14 protein-coding genes, 1 other RNA gene and 1 pseudogene are annotated in these 18,601 nt (G+C 70.9%); 12 read left to right on the top strand and 4 right to left on the bottom strand.

The window, feature by feature from the left end; all coding sequences use genetic code 11:
• Positions 1–53: 53 nt before the first annotated feature.
• Together prfB and ACH4UK_RS06665 are read left to right on the top strand one after the other, a co-directional pair.
• Complete coding sequence (gene prfB / locus ACH4UK_RS06670; protein WP_398354861.1) at positions 54–1,160, top strand: peptide chain release factor 2; 1,107 nt, start codon at positions 54–56, stop codon at positions 1,158–1,160.
• Between the two features lie 351 nt (positions 1,161–1,511).
• Complete coding sequence (locus ACH4UK_RS06665; RefSeq protein WP_398354860.1) at positions 1,512–2,396, top strand: LPXTG cell wall anchor domain-containing protein; 885 nt, start codon at positions 1,512–1,514, stop codon at positions 2,394–2,396.
• 213 nt (positions 2,397–2,609) lie between these two features.
• Here the strand turns inward: ACH4UK_RS06665 and ACH4UK_RS06660 are convergent, their stop codons facing one another.
• Positions 2,610–2,810: a hypothetical protein gene (locus tag ACH4UK_RS06660; protein WP_003968786.1), complete on the bottom strand. Its 201-nt coding sequence runs from the start codon at positions 2,808–2,810 to the stop codon at positions 2,610–2,612.
• A 260-nt stretch (positions 2,811–3,070) separates the two neighbouring features.
• On the opposite strand from ACH4UK_RS06660, the gene ftsE reads away from it, so the two are divergent.
• Positions 3,071–3,760: a cell division ATP-binding protein FtsE gene (gene ftsE, locus ACH4UK_RS06655; protein ID WP_003968787.1), complete on the top strand. Its 690-nt coding sequence runs from the start codon at positions 3,071–3,073 to the stop codon at positions 3,758–3,760.
• A 54-nt stretch (positions 3,761–3,814) separates the two neighbouring features.
• Entirely contained in the window at positions 3,815–4,732 is a 918-nt protein-coding gene (gene ftsX / locus ACH4UK_RS06650; RefSeq protein ID WP_398354859.1) for a permease-like cell division protein FtsX, read from the top strand.
• A gap of 61 nt (positions 4,733–4,793) precedes the next feature.
• On the opposite strand, the pseudogene ACH4UK_RS06645 reads toward ftsX, so the two are convergent.
• Positions 4,794–5,737, bottom strand: a pseudogene (locus ACH4UK_RS06645) (RNA-guided endonuclease InsQ/TnpB family protein); the annotation flags it as partial.
• A gap of 349 nt (positions 5,738–6,086) precedes the next feature.
• On the opposite strand from ACH4UK_RS06645, the gene ACH4UK_RS06640 reads away from it, so the two are divergent.
• The 3 genes from ACH4UK_RS06640 (at position 6,087) to ssrA (ending at position 8,265) form a co-directional block, all read left to right on the top strand.
• Positions 6,087–7,271, top strand: coding sequence for a S41 family peptidase (locus ACH4UK_RS06640; protein WP_398354858.1), 1,185 nt, complete (start codon positions 6,087–6,089; stop codon positions 7,269–7,271).
• A gap of 18 nt (positions 7,272–7,289) precedes the next feature.
• Positions 7,290–7,778, top strand: a complete 489-nt coding sequence (gene smpB / locus ACH4UK_RS06635) for an SsrA-binding protein SmpB (protein ID WP_398354857.1) — start codon at positions 7,290–7,292, stop codon at positions 7,776–7,778.
• 99 nt (positions 7,779–7,877) lie between these two features.
• Positions 7,878–8,265: a transfer-messenger RNA gene (ssrA, locus tag ACH4UK_RS06630) on the top strand.
• A 97-nt stretch (positions 8,266–8,362) separates the two neighbouring features.
• Here the strand turns inward: ssrA and ACH4UK_RS06625 are convergent.
• Together ACH4UK_RS06625 and ACH4UK_RS06620 are read right to left on the bottom strand one after the other, a co-directional pair.
• Positions 8,363–10,105 carry a phosphotransferase gene (locus ACH4UK_RS06625; RefSeq protein WP_398354856.1) on the bottom strand — a complete coding sequence of 581 codons (1,743 nt, stop codon included), beginning with the start codon at positions 10,103–10,105 and terminating at the stop codon, positions 8,363–8,365.
• Between the two features lie 66 nt (positions 10,106–10,171).
• Entirely contained in the window at positions 10,172–11,428 is a 1,257-nt protein-coding gene (locus ACH4UK_RS06620; protein WP_398354944.1) for an MFS transporter, read from the bottom strand.
• 438 nt (positions 11,429–11,866) lie between these two features.
• Between ACH4UK_RS06620 and ACH4UK_RS06615 the strand changes: the two genes are divergently transcribed.
• The 5 genes from ACH4UK_RS06615 (at position 11,867) to ACH4UK_RS06595 (ending at position 18,555) form a co-directional block, all read left to right on the top strand.
• A complete protein-coding gene (locus tag ACH4UK_RS06615) occupies positions 11,867–12,838 on the top strand; it encodes a LysR family transcriptional regulator (RefSeq protein WP_398354855.1) in 972 nt (323 codons plus the stop codon).
• Positions 12,839–13,000: 162 nt separating this feature from the next.
• Positions 13,001–13,681, top strand: coding sequence for a hypothetical protein (locus ACH4UK_RS06610; RefSeq protein ID WP_398354854.1), 681 nt, complete (start codon positions 13,001–13,003; stop codon positions 13,679–13,681).
• Entirely contained in the window at positions 13,682–15,916 is a 2,235-nt protein-coding gene (locus ACH4UK_RS06605; protein WP_398354853.1) for a glycosyltransferase, read from the top strand.
• Positions 15,913–17,085 carry an acyltransferase family protein gene (locus ACH4UK_RS06600; protein WP_398354852.1) on the top strand — a complete coding sequence of 391 codons (1,173 nt, stop codon included), beginning with the start codon at positions 15,913–15,915 and terminating at the stop codon, positions 17,083–17,085. The genes ACH4UK_RS06605 and ACH4UK_RS06600 overlap by 4 nt, the downstream gene beginning before the upstream one ends.
• Positions 17,086–17,223: 138 nt before the next feature.
• Positions 17,224–18,555, top strand: coding sequence for a nitrate/nitrite transporter (locus tag ACH4UK_RS06595; RefSeq protein ID WP_398354851.1), 1,332 nt, complete (start codon positions 17,224–17,226; stop codon positions 18,553–18,555).
• Positions 18,556–18,601 lie beyond the last annotated feature (46 nt).

Here is an 18,601-nt window from a genome sequence, read left to right as displayed (position 1 = left end):
ACCGGTTCCCGGGCGAGGGCAAGCTTCATCCGCCCAGCCGTTACGCTGGACCCGTGGCAGTCGTCGATATTTCCGAAGAGCTGAAGTCCCTCTCCTCGACCATGGGGTCGATCGAGGCCGTCCTGGACCTGGATGCGCTGAGGGCGGACATCGCCGCGCTCGAGGAGCAGGCTGCGGCGCCGTCCCTGTGGGACGACCCGGAGGCGGCCCAGAAGATCACCAGCAAGCTTTCCCACCTCCAGGCCGAGGTCCGCAAGGCCGAGACCCTGCGCGGCCGCATCGACGACCTCGAAGTCCTCTTCGAGCTCGCTGCGGACGAGGGCGACGCCGACGCCCAGGCGGAGGCCGAGACCGAGCTCGAGTCGGTGAAGAAGGCGCTGGACGAGATGGAGGTCCGCACGCTCCTCTCCGGCGAGTACGACGCGCGCGAGGCCCTGGTGACCATCCGGGCCGAGGCCGGCGGCGTCGACGCCGCCGACTTCGCGGAGAAGCTCCAGCGCATGTACATCCGCTGGGCCGAGCGGCACAACTACAAGACCGAGGTCTACGAGACCGCGTACGCCGAAGAGGCCGGCATCAAGTCGACCACCTTCGCCGTCCAGGTCCCCTACGCCTACGGCACGCTCTCCGTCGAGCAGGGCACCCACCGCCTGGTCCGCATCTCGCCGTTCGACAACCAGGGCCGCCGCCAGACGTCCTTCGCGGGCGTCGAGGTGCTCCCGGTCGTCGAGCAGACGGACCACATCGAGATCGACGAGTCCGAGCTGCGCGTGGACGTGTACCGCTCCTCGGGCCCAGGCGGACAGGGCGTCAACACCACGGACTCCGCGGTCCGCCTGACCCACCTGCCCACCGGCATCGTCGTCTCCTGCCAGAACGAGCGCTCGCAGATCCAGAACAAGGCGTCCGCGATGAACGTCCTCCAGGCGAAGCTCCTCGAGCGCCGCCGCCAGGAGGAGCAGGCGAAGATGAACGCGCTCAAGGGCGACGGCGGCAACTCCTGGGGCAACCAGATGCGTTCGTACGTCCTGCACCCGTACCAGATGGTCAAGGACCTGCGTACGGAGTTCGAGATGGGCAACCCCGAAGCGGTCTTCAACGGCGAGATCGACGGCTTCGTCGAGGCGGGCATCCGCTGGCGCAAGCAGCGGGAGAAGTAACCTCGGCGGTACGGATGTTGGGCCCGGACAGGCGACTGTCCGGGCCCGCCTGCGTTGGGGAAGGGCCCGGCCGGAGCGAGGAGAACCTGTGCCCGATGCGTCACAGTCGTGCTTCCGAATAGCCGTCAAGAACCCCCATACCGGTGCCTAGTGCACGGAACGGCCTTGACGTAATCCTTAACTCTGGCCAGGGTGCTAGAGCAGCATGCGTATGTCTGGGACGGGTGTGAACCGGGGGCGGGCGGGGTGACCACGACACGACGTGGCCTTGCCGAGAGCGAATCCCCGCAGGGCCCGCGGCCCGCATATGGCTGCTCCAATGACGAGATCGGCTACTGGGGGTAGCAGCAAATGACGAAGAAGACGCGTGTTCGCGTCGCGCGGATAGCCGCTGGTGCGGTTATCGCGGCGGGTGCCTCGCTGACTGCGGCCGGTGCGGCGCAGGCGCTGGACCTCGACGGTTCCAGCAAGTCCACCATCTCCACCCAGGACGAGACCGAGGACGGTCTCATCGGTGGCCTCATCGAGGGCACCACCGAGGGCGGCGACCCGGGCGGCGTCGATGCGGGTGCTGACGGCGGCGCTGCTGACGGTGGCGTCGATGGCGGTGCCGATGGTGGCGTCGATGGCGGTGCTGACGGTGGCGTTGACGGCGGTGCCGATGGTGGCGTCGATGGCGGTGCTGACGGTGGCGTTGACGGCGGTGCCGATGGTGGCGTCGATGGCGGTGCCGATGGTGGCGTTGACGGCGGTGCTGACGGTGGCGTCGATGGCGGTGCTGACGGCGGTGCCGATGGTGGCGTTGACGGCGGCGTCGACGGTGGCTCCGGCAACAACGGTGGCTCCGGCAACAATGGCGGCTCGGGCAACAACGGTGGCTCGGGCAACAACGGTGGCTCCGGCAACAACGGTGGCTCGGGCAACAACGGTGGCGGCGACCAGGGCGGGACCGGCACCTCCGGTTCGTCCACGGCCGGCTCCACCGGCGGCTCCACCGGTGGCGACGACGCCGGCGGCTGCACCGTCGACCTCGACGGCGCCGAGTGCACCGACAACACCGACACCGACAGCGTCGGCAACAAGCCGGTCGAGCAGAGCAAGGGCAAGGAAGAGCTCGCCGAGACCGGTGCGGCCGAGACGACCTTCCTGGTCATCGGCGCCGCGACGATGATCGCGGGCGGCATCGGCTTCCGTATCCTGCCGCGTCTGGTCGGCGGCGGTCGCACGGTCGCCTAGGTCCGTAGCGGACCGTGGTGGACCGTACCGACGCGTAGCGGGCGCAGGCCGGGCCCGTAGGCGCGACGGCACAGCATGACGAAGGGCCCGGGAGGGCGTACGACGCCTCCCGGGCCCTTCTGTGCGTCCGGACCGCTCAGGCGGCCGTACGGATACGTCTGTCGGCCCCGACGGGGCGATGAGGGGCGGCCCCGAGGGGCCGTGCGGGCCTGATCAGGCCGCTTGGTGCGCCAGCAGCGCGAGCGCGGTCAGCAGCACCACCATCAGGGCGATCAGCATGGCCGGGCTCATCCCGGCCAGCGGGCCCTGGCCCTGCTCCTCCAGCATCTGCTGCCGCACGGCACGGCAGACGCGGCAGCGGCCCTCGCTGACGGGGGACGCGCAGTTCGCGCACACCAGTCGGTCATAGGTCATGCGCATTCCTCCTCCCGCGCGGCGGAGCCGCTTGCCTGCTTTCTCTCCGCACAACGCTCACGGAAACGCAACCGTTCCCCCCACCACTGTGCCAGCTCGCGGGGTTTTCGGCGCGGCCCGCCGGACAAGGTCCGGCACGACCCGTTTCGTTCCCTGGGGTGATCCGCCATAAATCGCCCATTGCCGGACGCCGCCTGCACGCGTGAGCCCGGTTCGCGTATGGTCACGCTCACCTACTCCCGGCCGACCGTGGTGCATCCGTGATCCGATTCGACAACGTCTCCAAGACCTACCCGAAGCAGACCCGACCGGCTCTGCGCGATGTCTCGCTCGACATCGAGAAGGGTGAGTTCGTCTTCCTGGTGGGCTCCTCCGGCTCCGGCAAGTCGACCTTCATGCGACTGATCCTGCGCGAGGAGCGCGCCAGCACGGGCATGGTCCATGTGCTCGGCAAGGACCTCGCGCGGCTCTCCAACTGGAAGGTGCCGCAGATGCGCCGCCAGCTGGGGACGGTCTTCCAGGACTTCCGCCTGCTGCCCAACAAGACGGTCGCGGAGAACGTGGCCTTCGCGCAGGAGGTCATCGGCAAGCCCCGCGGCGAGATCCGCAAGGCCGTGCCCCAGGTCCTCGACCTCGTCGGCCTCGGCGGCAAGGAGGAGCGCATGCCCGGTGAGCTCTCCGGTGGTGAGCAGCAGCGTGTGGCCATCGCCCGCGCCTTCGTGAACCGCCCCATGCTGCTGATCGCGGACGAGCCGACCGGCAACCTCGACCCGCAGACCTCGGTGGGCATCATGAAGCTGCTGGACCGGATCAACCGGACCGGCACCACCGTGATCATGGCGACCCACGACCAGAACATCGTCGACCAGATGCGCAAGCGCGTCATCGAGCTCGAGCAGGGCCGTCTCGTACGCGACCAGGCACGCGGCGTCTACGGCTACCAGCACTGACCGAGGGGCTCCGGCCCCTCGTGCATTTCGAGCATCGAGTACTGAAAGGACGCCATGCGCGCCCAGTTCGTCCTGTCGGAGATCGGCGTCGGTCTCCGCCGCAACCTCACGATGACCTTCGCGGTCGTGGTCTCCGTCGCCCTCTCGCTCGCCCTGTTCGGCGGTGCGCTGCTGATGCGCGAGCAGGTCAGCACGATGAAGGACTACTGGTACGACAAGGTCAACGTCTCGATCTTCCTCTGCAACAAGAACGACGCCAAGGACATGCCCAAGTGCGCCAAGGGGGCTGTCACCAAGGAGCAGAAGACTCAGATCGAGACCGATCTGGAGAAGATGGACGCTGTCGAGACGGTCCACTTCGAGACGGTCGACGAGGCGTACAAGCACTACCAGGAGCAGTTCGGCGACTCCCCGATGGCGGGCAACATCACGCCCGACCAGATGCAGGAGTCCTTCCGGGTCAAGCTGGACGACCCGCAGAAGTACAAGGTCGTCGCGACGGCCTTCGCCGGGCGGGACGGGGTGCAGTCCGTCCAGGACCAGCGGTCCATCCTGGACAACCTCTTCGAGCTGATGAACGGCATGAACGTCGTCGCGATCTACGTGATGATCCTGATGCTGGTCATCGCGCTGATCCTGATCGTCAACACCGTGCGCGTCTCCGCGTTCAGCCGCAGACGTGAAACGGGCATCATGCGCCTGGTGGGAGCCTCCGGCTTCTACATCCAGGCCCCCTTCATCATGGAGGCGGCCGTCGCCGGCCTGATCGGCGGCGTACTGGCCTGCGCGATGCTGCTCGGTGGCCGGTACTTCCTGATCGACGGCGGCCTCGCGCTCCAGGAGAAGCTCAACCTGATCAACTTCATCGGCTGGGACGCGGTCCTCACCAAGCTTCCGCTCGTGCTCGCGATCGGCCTGCTGATGCCCGCCGTCGCCGCTCTCTTCGCGCTGCGCAAGTACCTGAAGGTTTGAGTGCTCCCCCGGCTGAAGCCGGGGGATTCCTGGCTCACGCCGCCCGGCAGCCCGGCGGGCTGTCAGGTCTTCCGCGATCAGCGCCAGCCGGGTCCAGACCAGCCCGGACGAGCATCACGCGTGCGGAGTTCCTGTCCCTGGGGGACACGGCTCCGCACGCGGTGCAGGTGTAGGTGCGTTCCGACAGCGGGAGTGCGTGCTTGGCTCTCGCTCCGCAGTGTCCGCAGTCCATGGTGGTGTGCGCAGGGTGCACCAGATGCAGGGTGCGCCGGTGCTTGCGCGCCATGTTGATCAGTTCGCGCTTGGTGGCAGTGATGGCTGCGTCGGCCGCTTTGCGGGCCATCGTCGACCGGGCGAGGAACTTCGGCCTGAAGTCTTCCACCGCGAGCTGGTCGCCGTCTCCTTGACGCCCCAGTCGATGCCGATGCTCCGGCCCGTCTCCTGCAATGGCTGTGCTTCGGTTCGGACGACGAAAGAGGCGTACCAATGGCCGATGCTGTCGCGGTGGATGCGGACGCTCGAGGGCTGGTCGGGCAGTCGGCGTGACCACACCACCGTCAGAGAGATGCCGCCTGCGAGATGCAGACGACCCTCCTTGAGGCGGAAGCCGCGTCGGGTGTAGCTCAGGGTCGGGGCGGAGAGATCCTTCTTCTTGAACTTCGGCATTCCCGCGCGCCGGTTGACGGGGAGCCGGGCCTTGATGTCCTTGAGTCCTTTGGCGCGGGACGCGGCGAAATCGCGGATGATCTGCTGCTGCGGCACGGACCCGCCCTGACGCAGCCATTCCTGCTCGGCGCGCCAACTCGTCAGCATCTTGTCCAACCGCGCCGGGCCGCACTTCTCTTCACCCCTGTGTGCCGCGCGGGATTCTGCGACGCACTGGTTCCAGACCCAGCGGCACCGATCCCATTCGGACATCAGTGCGGCGAGGGCGGTAGACGACACCCGGAGTCGGTACGTGTACCGGGCATACCCGATACCGTCGACCTGGGATGGTGTCGTCATGGTGTCAATTTAATGCCGCAGTGACACCGTGGCTCCATGGATTCCGATATTCGACTCACTCTCCGGCTCCCGGCCGACCTTCACGCTCGGCTGACCAGTCACGCCAGGCGCGAGCGGCGGTCGCTCAACGCCGACCTTGTCTACCTCTTGGAGGGCGCCCTGCCGGCGGCCGCAGGTGTCGCTGATCCGACCGCAGCTGAACCGGCCGCTCCTGGCAGGGCCGGCGGGAATTCCGGCCCTCCCGTGACGTGAACGGTCCGGTGTCCTCCTGCTCGTGGTGACGTACGCCTCCCGGGGCGCGCGGGCGAGTGCCCGTGCGCCCCGGGGGGCTTGTCCTAGACTCGTCGCCATGTCGGGCTCTGCGCACCGCTTCGGGCCCCGCGGTCTTCGCCGCGGGGCGGCCCTGACATTGGTCTTCGGGTGTGCTCTCGCCACCGCCGCCGCGACCGGTTCGCTGCCGCAGGACGATCCCGAGCCCGGTACGCAGACCCGTGCCGTCTCCTCCACCGTCGCCCCGGTCGACCGCGAAGAGATCGAGGACGCCGCCGCTGAGGCCGAGGCCGACGGGAAGTCCGTGAAGGACGCCGCCGAGGAGGTCGTCAGCCGCAGCGGGGACCGCTGGGGGGCGGTCTACGACGAGCGGGAGTACGAGGAGTTCGAGCAGGCGCTGGACGGCTCCTACACCGGCGTCGGGCTCTCCGCCCAGCGCACCGCCCACGGCGACGTCACCGTGTCCCGCGTCCAGCCCGGCGGTCCCGCCGACCGGGCCGGGATCCGCGCCGGCGACCTGCTGCGGACCCTGGACGGCCGCGCCGTCGCCAGACGCCCCGTCGCGGAGGTCGTCGCGTTGCTGCGCGGGGACGGTACGGGGGCGGCCGAGGGCAGCCCGGTGGAGCTCGGCCTGGTCCGGGAGGGCCGGAGCTGGACGGAGAAGCTGGAGCGGGCCCGGCTGGCCACCGAGGCGGTCACCGTGCGGCGGCTGGGGACCGAGCCCTCCTCGGCGGTGCTGATCAAGGTCGCCGCCTTCACCAAGGGCGCGGGGGCCGACGTCCGGGACGCGGTCCGGGACGCGCCGGGGGAGGCCGGGATACTCCTCGATCTGCGCGCCAACTCCGGCGGACTCGTCGCCGAGGCCGTCGTCGCCGCCTCCGCCTTCCTGGACGGCGGGCTCGTCGCCACGTACGACGTGCGCGGGGATCAGCACGCGCTGTACGCCGACCCGGGCGGTGACACGGACCGGCCGGTCGTCGTCCTGGTCGACGGCGGCACGATGAGCGCCGCCGAGCTGCTGACCGGCGCGCTCCAGGACCGGGGCCGCGCGGTCACCGTCGGCTCGCCCACCTTCGGCAAGGGTTCCGTGCAGATGCCGAGCAAGCTTCCGGGCGGTTCGGTGGCCGAGCTGACCGTCGGCCACTACCGCACTCCGGGCGGCCGCAACGTCGACGGGAAGGGCATCACACCCGATCTCGTGGTGCGGGAGAAGGCCCGGCAGCGGGCCGAGACAGTATTGAGTGGCCTCGGGGGTGGGTCGTAGTGCGAAAATGACCGCACTATGGCGAAGGAAAAAGACACCGGGCGCAAGATGGTCGCGCAGAACAAGAAGGCGCGGCACGACTACACGATCCTCGACACCTACGAGTGCGGCCTCGTCCTCATGGGTACGGAGGTCAAGTCCCTGCGGATGGGACGGGCCTCCCTGGTCGACGGCTTCATCCAGATCGACGACCACGAGGCCTGGCTCCACAACATCCACGTACCCGAGTACGTCCAGGGCACCTGGACCAACCACGCGGCCAAGCGGAAGCGCAAGCTGCTGCTGCACCGGGCCGAGATCGACAAGCTGGAGTCCAAGTCGCAGGAGAGCGGCCACACGATCGTGCCGCTCGCTCTGTACTTCAAGGACGGCCGGGTGAAGGTCGAGATCGCGCTCGCGAAGGGCAAGAAGGAGTACGACAAGCGGCAGACGCTCCGCGAGAAGCAGGACACGAGGGAGACGAACCGCGCCATCTCGGCGGCCCGCCGTCGCCAGCGCAGCGCCTGACCGGCCCGCTGGGCAGGAATACGCTGGCATCGTCCGGCGTTGGTCACGTACGATGGGCCGTGCACCTCAGCGAAGGTGTGCGTTTTGAAAAATCAACATGGGGATGATCGGTTTCGACAGCGGATGTCGAAGCAGGGGAAGCGAGTCGAGGAAGCGGCAATGATCTCGTAAACCATATGTCGCAAACAATAATCGCCAATTCCAAGCGCGATTCCTCCGCCTTCGCCCTCGCTGCCTAATTAGCAGCTAAGCGAAGACTCTGCGGAGTGTCAGCCCGGGGGTGGTCCCGACCCGGATCCTGGCATCAACTAGGGATCTAAACTTCTCGGCCCGGCCACGGGGCCGAGAAGGAAATCAAACAGTGGCTGGGCCTGTCGGAGGCTTGTTCGCGTGACCTCCGGGGCCGAGAAAAGCGCAGCGAACTGCACTCGGAGAAGCCCTGGTTCCGCACCGTTGGACGCGGGTTCGATTCCCGCCATCTCCACCACCCCATGTAAGCCTCCGCCCCGCGAGTTCACTCGCGGGGCGGAGGTTTTTCTCATGCCCTGGGCGTGCCCGGTGTGCCGGGCACGCCCAGGGGTGTGTCAGGGCTCCAGCACGGGGTCGGCGAAAGCGGCCCTGCTGCTCCGGCCGCACTTGCCCGAGACCGTGGTGAGCTGAATGCGCAGCCGCAGCACGTCGGCGACCGGCACCTCGAATTTCCGCTCCTCGCCCAGGGACAGGGCGCCCGACGCCAGGACCTTTCCGTCGCCCAGCAGGGTCACCTTGCCCTGAGACTGGGGCGAGCTGTCCGTGATGCCGCCGGTGAACCGGAGCGTGGACCACGCCCGCTCCAGGTTGTATTCGGTGGCGTAGGTGAAGCCGGAGCAGGGCAGGCCCGTGCTCATCGCCGTGTCGAAGCTGCGGGTGTTCAGGACGACCGGTTCGGTGGAGTACTCCAGACCGTCCACCGGCGTCAGCGCCGTCAGGGACTGGGGCTCCCTCCGGGCGGGCTCCGAGGAGGGCGTGGCGTCCGGGGTGCCGGACGGGGTGGCCGTCGGCTCCTCGGGTGTTCCCGACGGGGTGCCGGGCTCGGGGCTCGGCTGTGTCGTGGGGGTCTCCGTGACCGTACGGGTCGCCTCCGGGCGCTTGCCGGAGGAGGTGTCGCCGTCGTCGTCGCCGGAGGCCAGTCGGGAGCCCAGGAATCCGCCTGCCACCAGCAGCGTCACGGCTGCCGCCGCGCCCAGCGGCAGCAGGTACTTCGGGCGGGAGCGCCTCGGGTCCGGGGCCGTCGTGGGCGGCTGCGTGGGTGGTTGTGCCGGTGGTTGTGCCGGCGGTGGCTGCGGCGCGACGTAGTGCGGGCGCGTGGAGGGCGCGGCTCCGGGCGGCGCGATTCCGGGCGGCGGGGCCGTGGGCGGGGGAGGGGCCGTGGCGGTGCGGGCGCGGGACGTCGTCGTGACGACCGCCGGGCGTAACTGCCGGACCCAGCCGGTCAGCGACTCCGGGCGGCCGCCGGGGTCGGCGTCGTACAGCGCGAGCAGGCCGGCCCGCCGCTCGGGCGGGAGGCCGGCGACCTCCGGCAGCGCGGTGAACCGCTCCCGCAGCTGCTCCGGGGCCGTGGGCGGGCTCTCGCCGCTGAGCAGGAAGTAGGCGATGGCGCCGAACGCGTACCGGTCGGCCGCCGGGGACCGTACGCCCTCGTGCACCTCCGGTGCGGCGAACCCGGGCGTGAACCAGACCTCGGTCGTCCGGTGTTCGGGGGCGAGCTTGCTCAGCCCGAAGTCGACCAGGGTGGCCTGTCCGTCGGCGTCGACCATCACATTGCCGGGCGACAGGTCGCCGTGCACCACCACGCGGCCCGACGGGGTGGCGCTGCCCGAGTGGAGCCGGTCCAGGACCTCTGCCAGCTGCTCCAGGCAGCGCACGGCCTCGCGCCGCTCGGCGGGCGTCTCCAGCGTGCGTTCGGCCCGCCAGTCCCGCAGGTCCAGGCCCTCCACGTGGTTCATCACCAGGTAGAGGCAGCGGCCGGTGCTCTCCCCGGCCCGGCCCGGGGGGTGCGGGGGCGGGCCCTCGAAGTGCTCCCGCACGCCGATCACGCCGACCCGGTGCACGAAGCGGAGCAGTTCCGCCTGGTCGCTCCAGGCGGCGCTGATCCGGGCGAAGCCCTCGGCCGTCATGGTGGTGCGGGTGTCCAGGACCTTCACCACGACGGGCTCGGCCTCCCCGGACAGCTCCAGGTCGGCGAGGTAGAGCACCGCCTCCCCGCCGCGTCCGATGGACCGCCGCAGTCGGTAGCGGTCCGGGGCCGAGTCCGGCCCGACGCGCAGGCCTCCGGTCGTGGTCGCCATGCGAGAAGTCCCCCCAGTACGCGTGAACAACGGCCGGGATCAGCCTCTCCCAGCCATCGGGCCAGGTCAACTCCCCTTCGGCGCTGCCGCATTGACCTGTCCGTAGGTGCGGGGCGAAGCCGTCCTGCGCAGGCCCGCGCCCGCGATGACCAGGGCGAGGGCCGCCGCGGACATCGGGGCCGCGTAGCCGGGGGACGTCCCCGCGTGCTCGACCAGCCAGCCGCCCGTCGCGGCGCCGGCCGCCACCCCGCCCAGCAGCGCGGTCACCGCGAGCGTCATGCCCTCGTTCAACTGCTCGGGGCGTGTGGCCCGTTGGACCAGCGTCATGCCCGTGACCATGGTCGGCGCGGTCGCCGCGCCCGCCAGCAGCAGGCAGAGCGCCAGGACCGGCAGGCCGGCGGACCCGGTGGCGGCCAGCATCGGCAGGGACATCAGCGCCGTCATTCCGGCCAGGCACAGCAGCAGTCGGCGGTGGGCATTCCGGGCCGGCCGCAGCGAGCCGTAGACCAGGCCCGCCGCACACGACCCCGCCGCCTGGAGCGCCAGGATCGCGCCCCCGGCATGCGCGATGGAGACCACCTCCAGCGCCCCGAACACCGCACCCGTGGCGAGGAAGACCGCCAGCAGCGCGGGCATCCCCGGCGTGCGCAGGGGCGAGGCCACGGTCTTCGTACGGGGGGTGACCGGCGGTTCCGTGGCGCGCTGGGCGGCGAAGAGGAGGACGCCGGTCATCAGGAGCGCCGCCCCCACCAGCGTGCCCGCCTCCGGGAACAGCGCCCCGCAGAGCGTCGCGGCCAGCACCGGGCCCAGCATGAAGCACAGCTCGTCGGCGGCCTGCTCGAAGGAGTTCGCGGTGTGCAGGGCCGCCGGGTCGCCCCGGTGCAGATGCGCCCAGCGGGCCCGTGACATCCCGCCGGTGTTCGGGGTCGTCGCGGTCGCGGCGTACGCGGCGAACAGGGTCCAGGCCGGGGCGTCGTAGTGGACGCAGAGCACCAGGGCCAGCGACCCCAGGACGGCGAGCGCGGTGGCGGGCACCGCGACGCGCGCCTGCCCGAAGCGGTCCACGAGCCGGGCGGTGAAGGGCGCGACGGCCGCCGTCGCCGCCAGACCGGTCGCGGTGACGGCCCCGGCCAGGGCGTACGAACCCCGGGATCCGGCGATCATGATGACCGCGCTGACGCTGAGCATCCCCATCGGCAACCGGGCGATCAGGTTGCCCGCCGTGAACGCCTGCGCCCCGGGGGTGGCCAGCAGCCAGAGGTACGGGTTCCGCGGCCGCCGCCGCCCGGCGCTCCCGGGCGCGGAGCGCGGGGCCGCGACCAACTGGCCGCCGGCGAAGGCGAGCAGAGGAGTGGACGGCGGCGCGGCGGCCCGGTCCGGGCGGGCGACGAGGACGGGCCGGGGAGGGGCGACCGGGCGGCCGGAAGCTCCCGGCGGAGTGGGGGCCGCCGGACGGCCGGAAGCTCCCGGCGGAGTGGCGGTCTCCAGGCGGCTGGAAGGCACCGGTCGAGTGGCGGTCTCCGGACGGCCGGAAGCTTCCGACGGAGCGGTGGCCTCCAGGCGGCTGGAAGGCACCGGTCGAGTGGCAGCCTCCGGACGGCCGGAAGCTCCCGACGGAGTGGCGGTCTCCGGGCGGCCGGTGGCACGGGGTATCGGCATACACCCAGGCTGGCCGTGCCCCGCCGTCCCGGTCCAACACCTTCTGCGTACCGATTCACGCAGCCGTGTTGTGAATGGCGTCCCGCGCGGTAGATTCGCGGCGTGCCTCCCGCCGACACCGACCCCCGTCTCCTGCGCGCCTTCCTCGCCGTCGCCGGGGAGCTGCACTTCACCCGGGCCGCCGCCCGCCTCTTCGTCGCGCAGCAGGCGCTCAGCCGGGACATCCGGCGGCTGGAGCGCGAGCTGGGCGCCGAGCTGTTCGTCCGCACCACCCGGCAGGTCGCGCTCACGCCGGACGGTGAACGTCTGCTGCCGTACGCCCGCCGGGTGCTCGACGCGCACGCCGAGCTCGCCGGGGCCTTCAGCGGTGGGCCCGCCCGGCCGTTGCTCGTCGACCTGAACAGCGAGGGGGCGACCCCCGCCCGGGTGCTGGCGCGGGCCCGGGAGCTGGCGCCGGAGTGCGAGCTGATGGCCCGCTTCGAGTCCGGTCTCACCTGGGCCGCCGCCGAGATTCTGGCCGGCCGGCTGGACGCCTCCTTCGGCCGGGCCGCCGGGCTGGTGCCCGGGGTGCTCGCGCAGCTGTCCGTACAGCCGGTGCGGTACGAGCCGATGGCCCTGATGCTGCCCGTCTCTCATCCCCTCGCCGTGCGGGAGGTCGTCGCTCTGTCCGAGCTGTCCGGGGAGACCGTCTACGCGGGGGCGGGCAACGAGCGGACGCTGGAGTGGACCGACCTCGCCGCACAGTTGTTCGCCGCCTGGGACATCGAGCTGGCCCCGCCCATTCCGCTCGCCGTGGGTGTGGCTGAATTTCAGCGGGTCATGTCGAAAGCTGGACACCCTGTGCTCGCAGTTGTCGGCTTCCCGCCGCTGCCGGGAACGGTGCTGCGCCCGCTCGTCGATCCGGTTCCGCTTTCGCCGGTGGCGCTGGTCTGGCGCAAGGGGCTGAACCACCCCGGTCTGGACGCCTTGCGGAACGCTACTGGCCAGTTGGCCCTTGCCGAGGGATGGATGGTGGAGCCATCCGGCTGCTGGCTCCCCGAGGGCGATCTGTCACTGATGCGCAACCGTTCCTGATCAACTCCGTTCAGGGGCACTTGGGCGTCAATGTCGTGCGCTACATTCTTCGTCCGGGTGCATGAATGTCAGGTTCGCGGACGGGTGGGGGCCCAGTCCAACAGTAAAGAACCAGTCAAAATCCGTGTGCCTGATTCTTTGAGTGGGGGATGGGCTGCACCTGTGGACAATTGGCGCGAAGGCAAGAGAACCGGGCACACGCATGAGCCCAACGACGCGACGATCCAGCTCGACGGGCTGGGCCGTCAGCTCGCCGAACTGCCCGGCGAACCCGCCCCGCCGGACGGCTCCGACGGCCCCGTCTTCGTCGACGAGAGCGGTCGCCGCAGCAAGACCTTCCGACGTCTGGGCTGGGTCCTCGCCTCGGTCTGCGCCGCGTACGCCGTGACGCTGGTCTTCGCCGTCCTCGGCGGAAACTCCAGCGCCCCCTGGCTGCCCCTGTCCGGGCCCAAGGAGGAGGCGCAGGCGGAGCAGGCCGAGGAGGCCCCCGCACCCGAGGAGACCGCCGGCGAACCGTCCGGCGACTCCCCGGAGCCGGGGCCCGGCGCGTCCGGCTCCGCGTCGGCCGAGTCCGGTGCGCCCGGCGGCGCGGCCCCGTCGGCCACCTCCGTGCTGGTGCCCGCCGGATCGACGGGCAGCCCTTCCGCGTCCACGTCGGCGGGCCCGTCCCGCGGCGCCGGGGGAGACGGTGCGGGGAGCGCCACGCGGCCGGCCCCCACGACCTCGACCGCCCAACCGCCGGTCGACCCACCGCCGCCGTCCCCCGAGCCGGAGCCGTCAGCCCCGACGACCCCGCCCGCCGAGACTCCCGACCCGCCGGTGCAAGAAGAGAGCGCCCCGTAAATGAACTCCCCCGCCACGCGGGGCAGGAACGGCAGATCGAGGAAGGCGTCACGCGGCCGGAGCCGGCTCAGGCTCCCCATGCGCTACCTCCTGCCGACGACGTTCCTCGTCGCCCTGCTCGCGATGCTGATGCTGCGCGGATACGTGCACAGCGAGATCCTCGCCGACCACCGGGTCCGCGGCGCCGACCGCACCACCCACGTGCCGACGGACGTCCTGACCGGCGGACCCGTCATCGACGCCCGCTCCGGTGACGCCGAGACCCTGCGCATACCCGACCGCCGGATCGTCCTGACCTTCGACGACGGCCCGGACCCGGTGTGGACGCCCAGGGTGCTCGACAAGCTGAAGGAGTACGACGCCCACGGCGTCTTCTTCGTCACCGGCAACATGGCCGCCCGGTACCCCGAACTGGTCGAGCGGATGGTCGCCGAGGGCCACGAGATCGGCCTGCACACCTTCAACCACCCCGACCTCTCCTACCAGTCCACCGAGCGCATCGACTGGGAGCTGTCGCAGAACCAGCTGGCGCTCGCGGGCGCGGCCGGCATCCGCACCTCGATCTTCCGGCCGCCCTACTCCTCCTTCTCGGACGCCATGGACAACAGGTCCTGGCCGGTCACCGAGTACATCGGCAGCCGCGGCTACCTCACCGTCGTCAACGACACCGACAGCGAGGACTGGAAGCGCCCCGGGGTCCGCGCCATCGTCGAGCGGGCCACGCCGAAGGGCGGCGAGGGCGCCATCGTCCTGATGCACGACTCCGGCGGCGACCGTTCGCAGACCGTGGCCGCGCTCGACACCCTGCTGCCGGACCTCACGGCGCGGGGCTACACCTTCACCCGGCTCACCACCGCCCTGGACGCCCCCAGCGCGCACACCCCGGTCACCGGGTTCGCCCTGTGGAAGGGCAAGGCGTTCGTCTCCGCCGTCGCGGTGTCCGAGCGGATCACCGGCGTCCTGGTCGTCGGGCTCGCCGTCATCGGCGTCCTGGTCCTCGCCCGCTTCGGGCTGATGCTGCTGCTGTCGTTCCTGCACGCCCGCAGGGTCCGCCGCACGGACTTCCGCTGGGGCGAACCGCTGACCCGGCCGGTCTCCGTCCTCGTCCCCGCGTACAACGAACGCGCGTGCATCGAGGCGACCGTGCGCTCCCTGGTCGCCAGTGACCACCCCATCGAGATCATCGTGATCGACGACGGCTCCACCGACGGCACCGCCGACCTCGTCGAGGCCATGCGGCTGCCCCGCGTCCGGGTCGTGCGCCAGCAGAACGCGGGGAAGCCCGCCGCCCTCAACAACGGCATCAGGCACTCCCGTTACGACATCGTCGTGATGATGGACGGCGACACCGTCTTCGAACCGTCCACGGTCCGCGAGCTGGTCCAGCCCTTCGGGGACCCCCGGGTCGGCGCCGTCGCGGGCAACGCCAAGGTCGGCAACCGGGACTCGCTGATCGGCGCCTGGCAGCACATCGAGTACGTGATGGGCTTCAACCTGGACCGCCGGATGTACGACGTCCTGGGCTGCATGCCCACCATCCCCGGAGCCGTCGGGGCGTTCCGCCGCGAGGCCCTGGACCGGGTCGGCGGGATGAGCGAGGACACCCTCGCCGAGGACACCGACGTCACCATGGCCCTGCACCGGGACGGCTGGCGCGTCGTGTACGCGGAGAACGCGCGGGCCTGGACCGAGGCGCCGGAGTCCGTGCAGCAGCTGTGGTCGCAGCGCTACCGGTGGTCGTACGGCACCATGCAGGCCATCTGGAAGCACCGCCGCGCGGTGATCGAACGCGGGCCCTCGGGCCGCTTCGGACGGGTCGGGCTGCCGTTCGTCTCCCTGTTCATGGTCGTCGCCCCGCTGCTCGCCCCGCTGATCGACGTGTTCCTGCTGTACGGGCTGGTCTTCGGCCCGACCGGCAAGACCGTCGCCGCCTGGTTCGGCGTCCTGGTGGTCCAGGCGGTCTGCGCCGCGTACGCGTTCCGGCTGGACAGGGAACGCATGGTGCACCTGATCTCGCTGCCGCTCCAGCAGATCCTCTACCGCCAGCTCATGTACGTCGTGCTGCTCCAGTCCTGGATCACCGCGCTCACCGGCGGCCGGCTGCGCTGGCAGAAGCTGCGCCGCACGGGCGCGGTGGAGGCGCCCGGCGGCTCGTCCGCCCAGCGCCCGCGGCGGGCGGCCGCCGACACCGGGCCCGTCAGCGGCGACAGCACGGACCGGAGGCCCTTGGTATGACCGCCCCGCCCCTGCCGAGGACCGCCGCCCCGGACCCCGCTCTCCCGCCGCGGCCCGCCCCCGTGAAGCCGGTCCGCGACCGGTACTTCGACCTGCTGCGGGCCCTCGCCCTCTTCCGGGTCGTCCTCTACCACCTGACCGGCTGGGCCTGGCTGCCCATCGTCTTCCCCTCCATGGGCGTGATGTTCGCGCTGGCCGGGACGCTGATGGCCCGCTCGCTGAAGCGGCCGGCCGTCCAGGTGATCCGGGGCCGCGTCCGCCGGCTGCTGCCGCCGCTGTGGCTGCTCGGCGCGATCGGCGTCACCGGCATGGTCGCCCAGGGCTGGGGCCCGGACGCCGAGGGCCACCCCGGCTGGTGGTGGCAGCACCTCCTGTACTGGGTGCTGCCGCTCAGCGACCCGCCGTACGCCTTCGACGTGGCGGGCATCGACGGCTTCCTCGGGGAGAGCTGGCCCGAGGAACTGGCCGGGCCGCTCTGGTACATCCGCGCCTACCTGTGGTTCGTCCTGTTCTCCCCGCTGATCCTGCGCGGCCTGCGCAGGCTGCCGTGGCCGACGCTGCTGGCGCCGCTCGCCCTCGCCGCCGTGATGCGCCTGGAGCTGTTCTCGACCACCGACCGCCTCGACTCCGCGATCACCGACTTCTCCACCTTCGGCGCCTGCTGGGTCCTCGGCATGGCCCACCAGGAAGGCGTCCTGAAGCGGCTGCCCGCCTACGCCGTGCCGTCGATCGCCCCGCTCTTCGCGGGCGCGGGGCTGTGGTGGGCGAGCCACGAAGGCTTCCGCAGCGGCTTCGACCTGGACTCCATCCCGCTCGCCCAGGCCCTGTGGTCCTTCGGCTGTGTGCTGCTCCTGCTGCACTACAGCCCCTCCTGGACCGAGTGGCCGAGGCGGCTGCGCGTCCTCGACCGGCCCGTCACCCTGCTCAACTCACGGGCTGTGACCGTCTACCTCTGGCACAATGTCTGCATCCTGGCCGCTGCCACGCTCTACGACCGGCTCTGGTCCGTGGACGCGCTGAGCGAGAACGTGCCCTGGCTGCTGGAGAGCTGGGTGCCCGTTCTGCTGATCACCTGGGCGCTCATCGCGCTCTGCGTGGTCGTCTTCGGCTGGGCCGAGGACCTCGCCGCCAGGCGTCGGCCGCAGTGGTGGCCGGACGGCAGACGGTAGCGGGCACACCGCATCTCACCGGGTCGGCAACAGCCCGGTGAGAGCAAGGTTGCCCACCGGTCACCTCACGGCACCGCACCGAAACGCACGCTCCCTAGCGTCGGGGACAACACCCCGACCCCCCTGTGGAGGCACGTGATGGCAGGCCGTTGGATCGAGACCTGGGAGCCGGAGGACGAGATCTTCTGGCGGGAGAAGGGGGAGCGCGTCGCCCGCCGCAACCTGTGGTTCTCCGTGCTCTCCGAGCACATCGGATTCTCCATCTGGACCCTGTGGTCGGTGATGGTCCTGTTCATGGGACCGGAGTACGGCATCGACCCGGCCGGGAAGTTCTTCCTCATCTCGACCGCCACCCTCGTCGGCGCGCTGGTGCGGGTGCCGTACACCTTCGCCGTCGCCCGGTTCGGCGGCCGCAACTGGACGATCTTCAGCGCGGTGAGCCTGCTGGTCCCGACCCTGGCCGCGTTCTGGGTGATGGAACCGGGCACCTCGTACGGCACGTTCGTCGCGGTCGCGGCGCTCACCGGGATCGGCGGCGGCAACTTCGCCTCGTCGATGACCAACATCAACGCCTTCTTCCCGCTGCGCAAGAAGGGCTGGGCGCTCGGCCTGAACGCGGGCGGCGGCAACATCGGCGTCCCCGTCGTCCAGCTCATCGGCCTGCTCGTGATCGGCACGCTGGGGGCCTCGCACCCCCGGATCGTCCTCGGCGTGTACCTCCCGCTGATCGTGCTGGCCGCCGTGTGCGCCGCCCTGTACATGGACAACCTCCGGCCGGTGAAGAACGACACCGGGGCCGCGCTGGAGGCCGTCCGCGATCCGCACACCTGGATCATGTCGGTCCTCTACATCGGCACCTTCGGCTCGTTCATCGGCTACAGCTTCGCCTTCGGCCTGGTGCTCCAGACCCAGTTCGGCCGGACCCCGCTCCAGGCGGCCTCGCTCACCTTCATCGGCCCGCTGCTGGGCTCCCTGATCCGGCCCGTCGGGGGCCGGCTCGCCGACCGGTTCGGCGGCGCGCGGATCACCCTGGGGACCTTCGCCGCGATGGCCGCCGCCACCGGCGTCGTCATCCAGGCCTCGGGGAGCGCCTCGCTGCCCGTCTTCCTCGTCGGCTTCATCGCCCTGTTCGTCCTGACGGGCCTCGGCAACGGATCGACGTACAAGATGATCCCCGGCATCTTCCACACCAAGGCCCTCGCCCGGGGGCTCTCCGGCGAGGCGGCCGCCGCGCGGGCCCGACGGCTCTCCGGCGCGGCCATGGGCCTCATCGGGGCCGTCGGCGCACTCGGCGGCCTGGCCATCAACCTCGCCTTCCGCCAGTCCTTCCAGGCCTCCGGCACCGGAACCGCGGCCTTCTGGTCCTTCCTCGCCTTCTACGGGGTGTGTTTCGCCCTCACCTGGGCGGTATACCTTCGCCGCCCCGCACCCGTGCCCGCGCGGGCCCAGCTCGGTTACGCGGAGGTGTAGGAGGGTTCGGGACGACATCCCGGCGTCATGCGACGTAACGGCCGGG

Origin of the sequence: Streptomyces sp. NPDC020884, assembly GCF_044333935.1 — a bacterium.
Classification (GTDB): domain Bacteria; phylum Actinomycetota; class Actinomycetes; order Streptomycetales; family Streptomycetaceae; genus Streptomyces.
The sequence above is the reverse complement of the archived record's forward strand: the minus strand, read 5'-3'. Positions and strand labels throughout refer to the sequence as shown.